This is a genomic window from Polaribacter staleyi, assembly GCF_038024045.1.
Lineage (GTDB): Bacteria > Bacteroidota > Bacteroidia > Flavobacteriales > Flavobacteriaceae > Polaribacter > Polaribacter butkevichii.
Window position 1 is genome coordinate 3,501,519 of the sequence record NZ_CP150665.1, and the last position, 15,825, is coordinate 3,517,343.

Sequence of the window (15,825 nt, forward strand, 5' to 3'; positions counted from 1 at the left end):
TTAGAAGTGGGAAAATTGCTATGAAAAAGAAAATGATAAGAAAGTATCTTATCATATATCTTTAGACGTATGTTTTTAATAAAACTTTCACTTTATTACAAAAAAACAAATTAATTTTCCATAGAAAGTAAAACCATTCTTAACTCCATGAAAGTAAATGATTTATCTACTTTTTCTTTTAATTCTGTTAAGCTTTTAAATTTAGTATTTTCTATAGCATCTATAATTTTTTTATACTTTTTAACATCTATTAGCTCTAAAATATCAACATCTCCAGAAGGAATATAACTAGCCAAATGACTTTCTATGGTTCCGGTGGTTAAACTTCTCTCTTTAACGATTTCTTTTATAGAAAGACCAGACTTAAATAACTCGAAAGTAATCTGTTTGGTTGGTTTTTTGTCTTCTTTCTTTTGATGATTTTGTTTGTCAATTCCGTTTTTTTTGCAATAATATTCGATGGCTTCTAAAATTTGTTCTCCATATTTTTTAACACGAGTTTTACCCATTCCAACAATTTTTAGCAATTCACTTTCGTTTCTTGGTAAAGTATCACACATTGCGTAAAGCGTTTCTTGTGTAAAAATTTGAAAATGAGGGATTCCTAAATCTTTAGAAATTTCGTCTCTTAACTCTCGTAATTTCAACGCTAAAATTGGGTCGCGTTTAGAGGCAACCGTTTTCTTTTTAATAGGAGCAGATTTTTGTAAAACAGCATTAGCTCTTATTTTTAAATAATCTTGTACTTTAAAACCATTGTTCATTTTTTGAAGCGCAAAAAGTTTTTCCATTAATTTTTCTTGTAAAGAATCAAACTGTGTAGAAAAGTCTTTTTTTACGGCTTTATTATCGGTAGAAAACTGAATAGCATTTAAAGGTTTTAAAATATTTCCTTTTGTTTGTGTCACAAAATAAGCTAGCGCTTTTGTAAAACGTTCCTGTACTTGAGAGCTGTTCTCTGGTAAAACGTTGTCTTCAGAAAATTGTGCTAGTTGGTTTTTAAATCCGTTAGAAACTTTCATTAAAGCTACAACACCATCGTCTTTTATGGTTTGTAAATGATCTATAACATCACCTTTTATACTGGTTTGATTTTTATAGAAAATATCAATCATTCTAGAAATAGGGTATAAAAACGGAAGGTAATCGAACAATTCTGCAATTAAGTTTAATTGAAAATTTTTCTCAGATTCGTTTAAAACATGTTCATCTGGGTGATTTTCTTCTACACTTTCATTAAAAACACTTACGGTTCTATCGTTTATAATGGCGTTGCTTGTAATTGGCGTTTTTAAAACCAAACCTTCTAAAGAAGTACATCTACTTAGGGCAACATAAGTTTGTCCGTGTGCAAAAGATGCTTCTGCATCTATAATAGCTTTTTCGAAGGTTAAACCCTGACTTTTATGAATGGTAATTGCCCAAGCCAATCGCAAAGGAATCTGAGAAAAAGAACCAGAAATATCTTCTTTTATTTCTTTTGTTTCTTCGTTAATAGAATAATTAATGTTTTCCCAAGTTTCCTTTTCTGTAACAATCTCATCAATTTCATTAGGACATTGTACGGTTACATTTTGTAGAGAAATATCGGTTATAATCCCTATTTTTCCGTTGTAATATCTTTTTTCGGCAGAAGAATCATTTTTGATAAACATTACTTGAGCACCAATTTTTAATTCTAACTTTTCTGCATTCGGATACGAGTTCTCATTAAACTTACCAGAAATTTCAGCTTTAAAAAAGTAGCTTTTGGTATTCAGTTTATTCAGTTCAGAGCTATTAATTAAATTGGCTCTGTTATTATGTGTTGTTAAAGTAATATAACCATCATCTTTAGTAGGAGAGAAGGTAGGGTTGTAGTTTCTATTTAAAATTTCGGCAGATTTTTCTGATAAAGTGTCTGTTCTAATTTCATTTAAAATGGTAATAAAATCTTCGTTTTTCTGACGATAAATATGTTTCAGTTCTATAGAGACAACATTGGCTTCTTGATACGCTTTAGAGCTAAAAAAGTAAACTGTATTATAATGTTGTTGTAATAAACTCCATTCGTTTGGTCTAACAACAGGCGCTAATTGTTGTAAATCTCCAATCATTAAAACTTGAGCACCACCAAAAACTTTATTTCGGTTTTTATAACGACGCATTACTTGGTCTATACCGTCTAATAAATCGGCTCTAACCATAGAAATTTCATCTATAATTATTAAATCTAACGATTTTATAATATCAATCTTTGTCTTATTAAATTTACGTTGCGTGTTAGATGTGTTTGCAATTTGGTTGGGTAAAATAGGGCCAAATGGCATTTGAAAAAAGGAATGTATAGTAACACCTTTTGCATTAATTGCGGCAACACCTGTTGGTGCCACAATAACCATTCTTTTTAACGATTCTTTTTTAATTTGATGTAAAAAAGTAGTTTTTCCTGTACCTGCTTTTCCGGTAACAAAGATATTTCTATCTGTCTTATCAATAAATTGTAGGGCAAGTTCTAGTTCAGGATTTTTTGGCATTTTAACTTTTTAGCGCAATGTAAATAATTAAGTAATTTTAAAAACAAAAAACTACCTGTTTTTCCAAATATTGGGATTTCTACTTGTGTGTAAAACGGCCAAAATTTCAATAATGTTTTTATTTTTAATTCTATAATGAATACCAAAAGGAAAACTTTTAATATATCTTACACGAGTATCTTTATGTTTTAATTGAAAAGAAGTAGGTTTGGTTTTGATGAATTGTAATTCAATATACAAATTATCTAAAAAACAGTCGGTTATTCGTTTTGATGTTTTAGTTTCATAGTAATCAACTATTTCTTGAATATCATTTTGAGCTAAACCCCTTATTCTAAGTTGAAACACTATTTTCTTTTAATGTTAGATTTTAAATCATTTAAAGAAATATAATTTTCAGGGTTTTCATTTGCCTCTAAAATACGACCATCTAGAATTTCTTGATGAGCGTCACTTAATTCTGATTTCTGAAGTTTTTTAACAATATATAGCTGAAAATCTTCTAAAGTTTTAAAATGACTTTTAGAAATATTAATAGGTTCGTCAAAAGAAATTGTTTTCATAACTTTCTGTTTTCTATCAAATATAAGAAAATTATTTAACTATAAGCAGTAGGTAAAACACTCGTTTACGTACTTTAAATAAAGCCGCCAAACAGTTTTAGCCCTGATTGAGCGGTTTGTTTGAGCTCTTTTTTGAGAGACGAAAAAAAAGCGAGTAGCGAAAGCGGGAAATAGCTACAAATAAAAAATCCCAAGCAAAAGCTCAGGATTTTAATATTTATAAGTCAAAATGTTTGACTACATTTCTAATGCTTTTGCTGGGTTGTTGTCCATCAATAATTCTACTGGGTTTTCTAAAGCCTCTTTAACAGCTACTAAGAAACCAACAGATTCTCTACCATCTACAATTCTATGATCGTAAGACAAAGCAACGTACATAATTGGCTGAATTACAATTCCGCCATTTACTGCCATTGGTCTGTTTACAATGTTGTGCATCCCTAAAATTCCACTCTGAGGAGGATTTAAAATAGGCGTAGACAACATAGAACCAAATACACCACCGTTAGTGATTGTAAAAGTCCCACCAGTCATTTCATCAATAGTAATCTGACCGTCTCTAGCTCTAATTGCTAAACGTTTCACTTCAGATTCTACACCTCTAAAAGATAAGTTTTCTGCATTTCTAATTACAGGAACCATTAAACCTTTTGGTCCAGAAACGGCGATAGAAATATCCTGAAAATCGTTCTTAATTTGGTAATCTCCATCAATCATAGAGTTTACATCTGGAAATAATTTTAAAGCTCTAACAACCGCTAACGTAAAGAAAGACATAAAGCCTAATCCTACACCGTGTTTTGCTTTAAAAGCTTCTTTATATTCTGTACGTAAGTCAAAAATTGGTTGCATGTTTACTTCGTTAAAAGTAGTTAACATAGCCGTTTCGCTTTTTACAGCTACTAAACGTTCTGCAACTTTTCTACGTAACATAGACATTTTCTTGCGTTCTGTTCCTCTAGAACCACTAGCAGGTTGCGTTCCCATAGAAGGTACTGCTTTTACAGCATCATCTTTGGTAATTCTACCCGCTTTACCTGTTCCTGTTACTGCAGATGCAGTAATTCCTTTTTCTGCTAAAACTTTTTTAGCCGCAGGAGATGCTGTTCCGGTTGCATATGTTGCGGTTTTAGGCTGTTCGCTTTTAGCTTTTGGCTCTTCCTTTACTGCTGACTGCGACTGCTCACTGCTGGCTGAACTTCCTTCTGGTTTTGCAGCACTTGTGTCTATTAAACAAACAACTGCACCAACAGCAACGGCATCACCCTCTTCGGCTTTTAAAGTGATAATTCCACTTTCTTCAGCAGGCAATTCTAAGGTTGCTTTGTCAGAATCTACTTCTGCAATAGGTTGATCTTTTTCAACGTAATCTCCATCTTCGACTAACCACGTTGCAATTTCTACTTCTGTAATCGATTCTCCCGGAGAAGGAACTTTCATTTCTAAAATCATCAGTTCTTGTTTTACTTTATGCTGAACTATTTTCAGCTTTTAATTTTAATTTTTCTTTTATTATTTGGGCGTTTTAACAGGCTTTCCACTATATCTTTTTTCTTCTGTTCTCGATACAAATTTACAAAAAAGTAAATTCACTCGAACTGACAGAAAAAAGGATGCCGTTTCAATCCTTAACGCGCTTACTCGTTGTCAAAAACACTGTCTATAACAGCTTTATGACGTTTTTTAAATCTTGTACTAGAACCAGCTGCAGGAACTGCGTAGTATTTACGAGAACGAACCGTTAGTTTAACCAACTCAAAACGCTCTAACATATAACTCCAAGCTCCCATGTTTCTTGGTTCTTCTTGTGCCCATATATATTCTTCTACATTAGGGTATCTATCGATTACTTTCTGAATCTTCTCTAAATGTAGTGGAAATAATTGCTCTATTCTTACTAAAGCAATATCATCTCTCTTTAAATTTTCTCTTTCTTCCAATAAATCATAATAGAATTTACCCATACAGAAAACAAGTTTCTTTACTTTTTTAGGCGCTAGTGTATCGTCTATAACTTCTTGAAATTCAGTAGTAGCTAAATCTTGAATTGAATTTACTGCTTTTGGGTGACGTAATAAACTTTTAGGCGTAAATACAATTAATGGTTTTCTATACGTACGTTTCATGTGTCTACGCAATAAATGATAGAAATTTGCTGGCGTAGTACAGTTAGCAACGGTCATATTATCTATGGCGCATAATTGTAAATAACGCTCTATTCTTGCAGATGAATGCTCAGATCCTTGACCTTCATAACCGTGAGGTAATAAGACAACAATTCCGTTTTGTAACTTCCATTTATCTTCTGCTGCAGAAATATATTGGTCGAACATTATTTGAGCTCCGTTAGAAAAATCTCCAAACTGAGCTTCCCAAATAGTTAAGGTATTTGGGTTTGCCATGGCGTAACCATAATCAAAACCTAATACACCGTATTCAGACAATAACGAGTTATAAATCGTCATTTGTCCCTTGTTATGAGGGTTTGTATTTAGTAAGTTAATACGTTCTTCTGTAATTTCATCACGTAAAATAGCATGTCTGTGAGAAAAAGTTCCTCTTTCTACATCTTGTCCAGAAATACGAACATTATATCCTTCTTCCATCAAACTTCCGTAGGCAAGAGTTTCTGCCATTCCCCAATCTAAATTATTGGTTTCAAAAACCATTTTAGCTCTTCCCGCTAAAATACGTTCTGCTTTTCTAACAAATTTTACATTCTGAGGAACTGTAGAAACTACTTTTGCAATATTTTTTAATTTATCCTCATCATATTTTGTGTCGTTGGTAAGCAACATGGCATCTAAATCTTCACGCTCATATCCTTCCCAAGTAGATTGCATAAACTCTCTAACAATAGATTTTTCTACTTTCTTAGCTTCTTCAAACTCTTTTTCAAGCATTTGTTTGAATTCCGTAGTAATTTCGTTTACATAAGAATCATCTATAGAGCCTTCTGCAAGTAATTGCGCAGCATAAATATCTTTAGGGTTGTTATGTTTAGAAATTGCTTTGTATAATTTAGGTTGCGTAAAACGAGGTTCATCACCTTCATTATGACCATATTTTCTATAGCCTAATAAATCGATAAAAATATCTTGTTTAAACTTCATTCTAAACTCTAAAGCCATTTCCATTGCATGACAAACAGCTTCTGTGTCATCTGCATTAACGTGTAAAACAGGCGATAAAGTTACTTTTGCAACATCTGTACAGTATGTACTAGAACGCGCATCTAAATAGTTAGTTGTAAAACCAATTTGGTTATTTACCACAATATGAATGGTACCACCCGTTTTATAACCATTTAGTTTTGCCATTTGAGTAACCTCATAAGCAATACCTTGGCCAGCAATAGCTGCATCACCATGAATTATAATTGGTAATATTTTACTAGAGTCTCCATCGTATTTTCTATCAATTTTTGCTCTGGTAATTCCTTCTGCAACTGCGGCAACTGTTTCTAAGTGAGATGGGTTTGGAACTAAATTCATTTTAATTTCGTTACCATCTCTATAGGTTTTACTTAGTGTTAAACCTAAATGGTATTTTACATCACCATCAATATCTTCATCTTCAAAATCTTTCCCTTCAAATTCACTAAATAAATCTCTAACAGGTTTTTTAAAGATGTTTACTAAGGTGTTTAAACGACCTCTATGTGCCATCCCTAAAACACATTCTTTAACTCCGTATATTTCTGCGGCATCTCTTAAAATAACACTTATACCCGGAATTAAAGTTTCTCCTCCTTCTAAAGAAAAACGTTTTTGACCTACATATTTAGTTTGTAAAAAACTTTCAAAAGTAACAGCTTGATTTAGTTTTCCTAAAATATATTTTTTAGCTTCTATAGAGTAATTAGCGTGGTTGTCATTTTTATTAAAACGATCATGCCACCACTTTAATTTCTCAGGATTACGCATGTACATGTATTCTACACCAATAGAATCACAATAAATGCGCTGTAAGTTTTTTATAATTTCTTTAAGTGTAGTTTTACCTAAACCTAATACTTCTCCTGCAGAAAATTCGGTATCTAAATCGTTTTCGGACAAGCCAAAGTTTTCGATATCTAATGTAGGTTGATACTGTCTTCTATCCCTTACAGGATTTGTTTTGGTAAATAAATGACCACGTGTTCTGTATCCATTGATTAAATCTAAAACAAAAAATTCTTTACGTACTTCATTCGGTATTTCAGAAGAAACTGTTTCTTCTTTTAAAGAATAATTTTCATTTGCTAAATCATAACCTTGAAAGAAGCTTCTCCAACTTGGCTCTACGGCATCTGGGTTTATTAAATATTTATCATATAAATCAGCTATAAAGCCTGTGTGTGCTGCGTTTAAAAACGAAAATTTATCCATATTGTAGTTTGTGCTTTTGTAAAATAAGCTATACGTAATAGCAAAAATACAATTTTTGAAATAAAAGGTTATTTTTTTTTCTTAAATATTCTACAAAATATTTTTTTTATTTTTTTTTCAAAATTGTTGCGAAAGTTTAAAAAAGATGTATATTTGCACTCGCTAATCGCAAATCTTGCGAAGCAAACTCCTCCTTAGCTCAGTTGGTTAGAGCATCTGACTGTTAATCAGAGGGTCCTAGGTTCGAGTCCTAGAGGGGGAGCCAAAAAAGTCTTATCTTAATTGATAAGACTTTTTTTTTGTAATTTATCTTCATGTTTTTCTTTTTTTTTAACTTTAGTATGCTTCAATTCAAGGATCAGAACCAAACAGTTGTATTTATGTAAATATTCTGGTTGATATAAAAACGGATAATGGATCAAGTCAAAAAGTTGTGGGATTTAAGGATTACGCAAAAATAGTGCTAAGTCTAAATAAGAAAAAATCCACATTTCTGACGCCTCTAAACTGTGCTCTAAAGGCTTTAATTTTAGCGTTGAATGATTCTGCAGAAGCATTAGTACTTCGATTATCAAAATAGTTTAAGATGTTTTTGTAATGTATGGACATTGTTCTAGCTATAGTATTGAAGCTTTTAAACGCTGCTTGCCTTACTTTTTCATCCCATTTAGCAAGTCTTATAAGTGCTGATGTTTTATCTTTAGTGTTATTGAATATCCAAGATAGATTTTGGCATAACTTGTATGCTTTCTCTAAATCCGGATATTTTTCAAACAGTATTTCTGCTCTTATAGATTGATTTTTAGTCCATTTACGACTTGATTTATATAATAGATATCTGCTTCTAGCTAATAGTTGTTTGAGTGTATCTCCATTAGGTAATAGTTTTGGGTTGTATTTTAAAGATTTACTTCTGGCGTTTTCAATGGCATCATTCTCAGTATCAATCGCTTCCCATCGATGTTTAATTCTTATTTCTTGCAGTGCATCTAAGGCTAATTTTTGCACATGAAAACGGTCTATTACTAAGGCAGCGTTTGGAAAGGATTTCTTGACTATAAGCCCCATATTTCCCGCCATATCCAAGGTTACTTCCATAACTTTCTTCCTGTGTTTTAAAGGAATTTTATGAAGTATTTTTATGACAACTTCAGCTTTAGTTCCTTTGATCATGGCTACTATTGCGCCTTTCTTTCCTTTAGCTAATTTATTTGTTATTATGGTATATAAATCACCGTTAGAAAAGGCAGTTTCATCAAGTGATAAGTGAGTCCCTAAATTCTTTGCAAACAATAACCAATCTGTTGCGTGCTTCTGTTGATCCCAAGCTTTAAAATCACTTAAATAATCCTTATACTGTCTTTGTAAACTTCTGGGATTTACCCCGTAGAAATTAGCTACAGTACTAGCGCTAGTAGCGTTATTACTGACTGATATCTTTTAAAAAAGCAGCAAATTCACTAGTTATTCTAGTGCCTTTTGCTACTAATTGCCAATTTCTTGTAACTACTTTTTTAGAATTTTCTTCAACCCAACGTCGTCTAATAACATGTAGAAAAACGTTTTTACCACGTATTGGAAAATCTTGCACCGTAGCCTCTGGGAAAAAGCCTTTAGAGCTTAATTTAAGGGGTTTAAATTCTTCTGGAATTGTATTTAATTCTGTAAAATAGAAATGAAGTTCTCCATTTTTAACTTCGTGTTTCGTTAATTTAAAATAGTCAACAAGAATTTCTGGTAATAATAGTTTTGTTAGTTCAATTGAAGTATCCAAAATAGAGGTTTATTAGAAAGCAAAGTTCATGCTTTTTAATTTACTCCACAACTTTTTGACTTGACCCATAAAAACGGATAATTCTGTATTTTTAAGAAAAGTAAGCCACTTTGTTCCTTTTGCTAAAGTTGCCTACCTGATGTTTGTGTTGTTTTTGTAGATTTCTTAGGATACCAAATCGAAATTAGCAACAACAGCTATACAAATAGTCTTTTTACTGACTATTTTTTTTAAAAGTATCAAACTCACTAGTAATTCTATTGTTATTTTTACATCAATAGGTAATCTATTGGTTTTTAGTTAAATATATTTCATGATATTTAACTAAAGGTAAGTTAAACTGTTTTTTAAACACTAATTTTTAATTCTTAATTAATTATTTTAAATAAAATAGTTATGTTTTTTAAAGTTTACTTGCAGGAATTAAAAAACTTTGTATATTTGCACCCGCAATTAAATGATATGTTAGTTGTTATGGTCCGTTCGTCTAGGGGTTAGGACGCATGGTTTTCATCCATGTAACACGGGTTCGATTCCCGTACGGACTACAAAGTTTTAATATAAAAAACTAAATAAATTAAGAGTTATGGCAAATCATCAGTCAGCATTAAAGAGAATTAGAAGTAACGAAACTAAAAGGTTGCGTAACAAATATCAGCATAAAACTACTCGTAATGCTGTTAGAGATTTACGTTCTTCTGAAGATAAAAAGGATGCAGAAACTAAATTAGGTAAAGTTATTTCTATGTTAGATAAGTTAGCTAAGAATAACATTATCCATAAAAACAAAGCAGCTAATTTAAAATCTAAATTAACAAAGCACGTTGCTGCTATGTAAGATTTTATTGGTTTAAAATTTAAAACTCTGAATTTATATTCAGAGTTTTTTTTTGTTATAAATTTAAATAAAGAAACAGGTTTGTGATTAATAATCAAGTCTTAAATTTATTGGTTTTAAGGATCGATACAAAAAGTTATGGGGTATATAAAAAATAAGAACTTTGTTTTTAATTCTTACTATTTTGAGGTGATAACAAAACTAAAAGGTATTTATATAAACAAGCTCATTTAACTTCTATCTTTTACCAATCGTAGTTTTTGTGCGCATCCAATCTAATAAAGATAAAGAGTAAGATTGTAAAACCCCACAGAGAAGAACCTCCGTAGCTGAAAAAGGGTAGCGGAATACCAACTGTTGGTAATAGGCCAATAACCATTCCTATATTTACTATAACATGAAAAAAGAGAATGGAGGCAACACTGTAGCCGTATATTCTTCCAAATTTATTATTGTGAGTTTCTGATAAGTATATGATTCGATACATCATCAACATAAATAAAATAATAACAAGACTGCTTCCTAAAAAACCCCATTCTTCACCAACAGTACTAAAAATATAATCGGTGTGTTGTTCGGGCACAAAATCTCCTTTGGTAATATCTCCTTTTAAAAAACCTTTACCTGCCCACCCTCCAGAACTTATTGTTAATTCAGATTGATAAGAATTATAACCGATATTTGTTTTGTCTGTTTTTAAACCTAATAATACTTCAAAACGATCTCTATGGTGTTGTTTAAAGATATTATTGTACGCAAAGTCTGTTCCAAATGTAAAAAGAGTTGTAATTACATATATGGCTAAAACTTTGTACCAATTAAAACGGAGAAATCTTTTACCACCTTTATAAATAGCATAAATAAATGCCATTGTAATTATAATGAACAAGAACAATAAAACAGAAAGATATCCATATAAAATTGTTAAAATAAAAAGAAGTATAAATAACGATCCGAAAATGATGTAGTTAAGTGTTAAGCCTTCTCTATTTAAAACAAAAAAGAAAGCTAGATAAATTAAAGCAGAACCTGCATCTGGTTGTAAAGTAATTAAAAGTGCAGGTGTAAAAATAATTATAAAAGCCTTTATTTGATTTTTAATTAATCCTAAATTATATTGTCTATCACTTAATAGTTTGGCAACAGCAAGGGCGGTAAAGGCTTTTACAAACTCAGAGGGCTGTAAACTCATGCCTCCAAAGCTAAACCAAGATTTTGCACCATTTATTTCTTTTCCTAGTGGAAATAGAAGGATTAATATTATTAATGAGATAATGTAGAGGAAACTAGAATATTTTTCGTAGAATTTTGAATTAAAAAAAAGGATGATAACAATTAGTGGTGCGCTTAAGGTTATCCAAAGAATTTGTTTTCCGTATTTTGTTGAAAAATCTAATATCTGATGATTTTCTTCTGTTTTTGATGCAGCATATATGTTCATCCATCCAAAACCAACAAGTATGGTGAATAAAAAAACTAAAATCCAATCGATTTCTGCAAATATGTTATTTCGTTCCTGTCGCAATGTCTTTTGGTTTTTGATTTATTTTGGCGTAAATATCTTCTAAACTTAAGTTTAACATGCGTTGCTCTCTATGTTTATCTGCTTTAGAAATTTTACCAGTTAAATATTTTTCAATGAGTAGGCTGGTGATAGGAGCGGCAATGGTAGAACCATAACCTCCGTTTTCGACAAAAATAGCTAAAGCAATTTTAGGGTTTTCTTTTGGGGCAAAAGCTACTAATATAGAATGATCTGGAAGTTGAATTTTTTGACCATCAATTCTTATAAAGTTTTCTGCAGTACCTGTTTTTCCACAAATTTCAATACCTTCTACTTGGTTGTATTTTCCTGTACCTGTTTTAAAAACTTCATGCATTGCTTCAATAACCGGAGTAAAATATTTTTTGTCTATGGTTGTGTGTTTTGCAACGGTATATGTAGAATCTTTTATAGGTTTCTTATTCACTTCTTTTAATACGTGTGGTGTGTAAAAATAGCCTTTGTTGGCAATTGCAGCGGTAAAATTAGCTAATTGAATAGGAGTTGTTAGTACTTCACCTTGTCCTATTGCATTTGATATTGTTGTAGAGCCATTCCAATGGTATTTATAGACACCATCATAATATTTCCCACTCGGTATTAAACCTGGGCTTCCTGCCGGTAAGTCGTATCCTAAATAATTACCCAAACCAAAACTGCTAATGTGTTTTTTCCAGGTATCTAATCCTTCTGATGGGGTGTTGTCTTTTTCTACAATTCTTTTATACGTGTTAGAAAAGTAGGTGTTACAAGATTTTGCAATAGCTGTTTTTAGTTTTATGGGTCTTCCTACAATTCCGCAATGACATCCCATAAAAGCACCTGCTCTGTTTCCGTATTTAAAACCATGATAGCATTTAAAACCCGTTTCTTCTGTAATAACACCTTCTTGAAGACCTATTAAGGCATTCATCATTTTAAAAGGAGAACCTGGGGCATAGGTAGCCAATAAGCCTCTATCGTATGAGGGTTTGCTAATGGTGTCGTTAAAAAGTAGTATTGAGTTTTTAGATCGTTTTCTACCAACCAACATATTGGGGTCGTAAGAAGGTGCGGTTACGAGTGCTAATATTTCTCCGGTAGCAGGTTCTATAGCAACTATACCACCTCTTTTACCTTTCATTAATTTTTGAGCATAGCGTTGTAATTCTATGTCTAAAGTTAAGGTAAGGTCTTTTCCGTTTTCTGGTAAAGTATCAAGTTTTCCGTTTAAATAAGAGCCTGTGACTTTATTTAAATTATTTCTTTGTAGATATTTTGTTCCTTTATTGCCTCTTAGGTAATCTTCATACTGTCTTTCAATTCCGTCTTTTCCAATTAATTCTCCTGGTTGATAATAAGGATTTTCTTTGGCTAACGTTTCATTTACTTCACCAATATATCCTAGTACATTTGCAGCTGCATTTATTGGGTATTTTCTAATAATTCTTTTTTGAATAAAGAAGCCGGTGTATTTATGTAGTTTCTCTTGAAGAAAAGCAAAATCTTCTTTTGCTAATTGTTTTAAAAAAACAGAAGGCAAATAAGGGGCGTAATTATTTGCTTTATGAAACCTTTTTAAGAAATCATCTTTGTCTATTTTTAATAGATTACAAAATTCTATAGTGTCTAAAGGTTTAACTTGGTTAGGCTGAACCATAACATCGTAAGAGAGTTGGTTGGCTACTAAAAGTTTTCCGTTTCTGTCATATACGTAACCTCTTTCTGGGTAATCGTACTCGATTTTTACCGCAGAATTGTGTATTGGGTCATAACTATCTCCTCTAATTATTTGAAGTTGAAAAAGCCTTCCAATAAAAATGATACCAATAAGTGTAATTAAAAAATAGAGTAAAAAACTTCTCTTCATTATTCGTCTTTGGTGAAAATATAGGTTCCTAGAAAAAATAATATCAACGTAAATACACTAGAGTATAATGTATTAAAAAATACCATTGATAAATTTAGAAAGCTAAAATTAGCAAAAGAAAAATAGATAAGGTGATGAATTATTGTTAAAGTTACTACATAGTTAAAAACTTTACCAAAAGATTCTGATTTTAAGGTAAAGAAAGGGTAGTCTGCAGGCATTTTTCTAAAATAGACTCTTATAAAAAACAGTCTAATGTAGGCTATAAATAAGGTTGCAAACGCATGGATACCTCCTGAATCTGAGAAAAAATCAACAAATAATCCAAGAAGAAAAGCAACAAATAAGAAGGTAAATCTATTTTCTTTTACAGGGAATAAAAATACAAACGCTATATATAGATATGGATTTATGTAGCCTAAAAAATTAATGTTATTTAAGACTAAAACTTGCAAAAACAGCAAGAATAAAAAAAATAAAATTTGATTAATACTTTTATTCATTACTTATGTTTTCTAAAGATTGTATCTCTTCTTTATCTAAATTTCTAATGATATAAACATAACCAAGATTACTCATGTCGTTAAAAAGTAGTACGTCTACTTTGTTGTCTGCGGTATTACCGTGGTTTATTTTAGAAATGGTTCCAATAGGGATTCCTTCTGGGAATATTGTAGATTTACCATCGGTTTCTATGGTGTCTCCTATTTTTAATGGAGCTTGTCTAGGAATGTCAGAAAGTTGCACTGTTTTATAATCGATTCCATTCCAACCTAAGGTTCCAAAGTAATTACTATTTTTTAAGCGGGCATTAATTTTACTATTCTTATTTAAAATAGATTGAATTCTTGTGTAATTATTAGAAGTATTTTCTGTTATACCAATAACACCTCTGCTATTTATTACAGCCATTTCTTTGTCTATTTTTTGATTTTTACCTTTATTAATGGTTAAAAAATTAAAAGATTTCGAATAGTTGTTATTGATGATTTTTGCTTGGGTATAAGTGTATTTTTGATGGTATTTAGAAGAATCTACAATCATAGAATCCTTAGAAAAAAACAAATTATTTTTTTCTAATTGATTTTTAAGCTTTGTATTTTCTATCGATAAAAATTCATTTTCAGTCTTTAACCCTAGGTATTCTGTAGAGTTAGCTAGAGTAGTGTAAAGCCCACCTGTAATATTATTTGCAGAATTTACAAATTTACTCTTATGAAAATTAAGGTTGTTAAAAGTAAATGTTAGCGCAATGAGCTCTAACAATAAAAAAAACAGAAAATACTTAAACTTCTGAAAAAAATAGATAATCTGTTGCATTGTTAGAACTTAAAAAACACTATTTCATTAATACGTTTTTGTATTTTTTTAATTCTTTTAAAGCAATACCTGTTCCACGAACTACAGCTCTTAACGGGTCTTCAGCTACATATACAGGTAAATCTGTTTTTCTAGATAAACGTTTATCTAAACCTCTTAGCATAGAACCTCCTCCTGCTAAATAGATACCAGTGTTGTAAATATCTGCCGCTAATTCTGGTGGCGTTTTAGATAAAGTTTCCATAACGGCATCTTCAATTCTTAAAATAGATTTGTCTAATGCTTTGGCAATTTCTCTATAAGAAACTTGTACTTGTTTTGGTTTTCCGCTTAATAAATCTCTACCTTGAACCAACATTTCATCTGGTGGAGTTTCTAAATCTTCTGTAGCGGCACCAATGGTAATTTTTATTTTTTCTGCAGTTGTTTCTCCAACATGTAAATTGTGTTGCGTACGCATATAATACATAATATCATTTGTAAACAAGTCTCCTGCAACTTTTACAGATTGATCACAAACAATACCTCCTAAAGCAATAACAGCTATTTCTGTTGTACCACCACCTATATCAATAATCATGTTTCCTTTAGGTTCCATAATATCTATACCTACACCAATAGCAGCAGCCATTGGTTCGTAAATTAAATAGATTTCTTTGGCATTCATGTGTTTAGCAGAGTCACGAACAGCTCGTTTTTCTACCTCTGTAATTCCTGATGGAATACAAATAACCATTCTTAATGCTGGTGGAAATAACTTCTTTTTGATAGATGGAATTTGTTTTACAAATTCTTTAATCATTTGCTCAGAAGCTTCAAAATCTGCAATAACTCCGTCTTTTAAAGGACGGATTGTTTTAATATTTTCATGGGTTTTTCCTTGCATTAAATTGGCTTCCTTTCCAATTGCAATAATTTCTCCAGTAATCCTATTTCTTGCAACAATAGAAGGGCTATCAATAACCACCTTTCCATTGTGAATTATTAAAGTATTTGCGGTTCCTAAATCAATCGCAATATCTTCAGTCATAAAATCGAAAAAACCCATAAAA

Annotated in this window: 13 protein-coding genes and 2 tRNA genes; 3 read left to right on the top strand and 12 right to left on the bottom strand. The window is 31.3% G+C overall.

Features of this window, described 5'->3' with window-relative positions; genetic code table 11:
- Positions 1-110 precede the first annotated feature (110 nt).
- The 5 genes from WHD07_RS14575 to WHD07_RS14595 form a co-directional block, all read right to left on the bottom strand.
- The gene (locus WHD07_RS14575) at positions 111-2,516 is read right to left on the bottom strand and encodes a helix-turn-helix domain-containing protein (protein WP_343329003.1); all 2,406 of its coding nucleotides are present in this window, start codon (positions 2,514-2,516) and stop codon (positions 111-113) included.
- 51 nt (positions 2,517-2,567) lie between these two features.
- Positions 2,568-2,864 (bottom strand): type II toxin-antitoxin system RelE/ParE family toxin, encoded by a 297-nt coding sequence (locus tag WHD07_RS14580; RefSeq protein WP_343329004.1) that lies wholly within the window; start codon positions 2,862-2,864, stop codon positions 2,568-2,570.
- Positions 2,864-3,079: a hypothetical protein gene (locus WHD07_RS14585; protein ID WP_343329005.1), complete on the bottom strand. Its 216-nt coding sequence runs from the start codon at positions 3,077-3,079 to the stop codon at positions 2,864-2,866. Before WHD07_RS14585 ends, WHD07_RS14580 begins: the two co-directional genes overlap by 1 nt.
- 237 nt (positions 3,080-3,316) lie before the next feature.
- Complete coding sequence (gene odhB, locus WHD07_RS14590; protein ID WP_343329006.1) at positions 3,317-4,531, bottom strand: 2-oxoglutarate dehydrogenase complex dihydrolipoyllysine-residue succinyltransferase; 1,215 nt, start codon at positions 4,529-4,531, stop codon at positions 3,317-3,319.
- A 185-nt stretch (positions 4,532-4,716) separates the two neighbouring features.
- Positions 4,717-7,449 carry a 2-oxoglutarate dehydrogenase E1 component gene (locus WHD07_RS14595; RefSeq protein ID WP_343329007.1) on the bottom strand — a complete coding sequence of 911 codons (2,733 nt, stop codon included), beginning with the start codon at positions 7,447-7,449 and terminating at the stop codon, positions 4,717-4,719.
- A gap of 188 nt (positions 7,450-7,637) precedes the next feature.
- On the opposite strand from WHD07_RS14595, the gene WHD07_RS14600 reads away from it, so the two are divergent.
- Positions 7,638-7,714 (top strand) — tRNA-Asn (locus WHD07_RS14600).
- Between the two features lie 182 nt (positions 7,715-7,896).
- Here WHD07_RS14600 and WHD07_RS14605 read toward each other — a convergent pair.
- Together WHD07_RS14605 and WHD07_RS14610 are read right to left on the bottom strand one after the other, a co-directional pair.
- Entirely contained in the window at positions 7,897-8,886 is a 990-nt protein-coding gene (locus WHD07_RS14605; RefSeq protein ID WP_422897657.1) for an ISAon1 family transposase, read from the bottom strand.
- A complete protein-coding gene (locus WHD07_RS14610) occupies positions 8,873-9,223 on the bottom strand; it encodes an ISAon1 family transposase N-terminal region protein (protein WP_343329009.1) in 351 nt (116 codons plus the stop codon). The genes WHD07_RS14605 and WHD07_RS14610 overlap by 14 nt, the downstream gene beginning before the upstream one ends.
- A 476-nt stretch (positions 9,224-9,699) precedes the next feature.
- On the opposite strand from WHD07_RS14610, the gene WHD07_RS14615 reads away from it, so the two are divergent.
- Positions 9,700-9,771: transfer RNA gene (locus tag WHD07_RS14615), tRNA-Glu, on the top strand.
- Positions 9,772-9,809: 38 nt separating this feature from the next.
- Complete coding sequence (gene rpsT, locus WHD07_RS14620; RefSeq protein WP_343329010.1) at positions 9,810-10,061, top strand: 30S ribosomal protein S20; 252 nt, start codon at positions 9,810-9,812, stop codon at positions 10,059-10,061.
- A 244-nt stretch (positions 10,062-10,305) separates the two neighbouring features.
- On the opposite strand, the gene rodA is transcribed toward rpsT, so the two are convergent.
- From rodA to WHD07_RS14645, 5 genes are read right to left on the bottom strand one after another with little or no spacing between them, the layout of a single operon-like run.
- Positions 10,306-11,586 (bottom strand): rod shape-determining protein RodA, encoded by a 1,281-nt coding sequence (gene rodA, locus WHD07_RS14625; protein WP_343329011.1) that lies wholly within the window; start codon positions 11,584-11,586, stop codon positions 10,306-10,308.
- On the bottom strand, positions 11,567-13,453 hold the full coding sequence (mrdA, locus tag WHD07_RS14630; protein WP_343329012.1) for a penicillin-binding protein 2: 1,887 nt from the start codon (positions 13,451-13,453) through the stop codon (positions 11,567-11,569). The genes rodA and mrdA overlap by 20 nt, the downstream gene beginning before the upstream one ends.
- On the bottom strand, positions 13,453-13,956 hold the full coding sequence (mreD, locus tag WHD07_RS14635) for a rod shape-determining protein MreD (RefSeq protein ID WP_343329013.1): 504 nt from the start codon (positions 13,954-13,956) through the stop codon (positions 13,453-13,455). Before mreD ends, mrdA begins: the two co-directional genes overlap by 1 nt.
- Entirely contained in the window at positions 13,949-14,773 is an 825-nt protein-coding gene (gene mreC, locus WHD07_RS14640) for a rod shape-determining protein MreC (RefSeq protein ID WP_343329014.1), read from the bottom strand. The genes mreD and mreC overlap by 8 nt, the downstream gene beginning before the upstream one ends.
- 19 nt (positions 14,774-14,792) lie before the next feature.
- Positions 14,793-15,821: a rod shape-determining protein gene (locus WHD07_RS14645; protein ID WP_105050289.1), complete on the bottom strand. Its 1,029-nt coding sequence runs from the start codon at positions 15,819-15,821 to the stop codon at positions 14,793-14,795.
- Positions 15,822-15,825 lie beyond the last annotated feature (4 nt).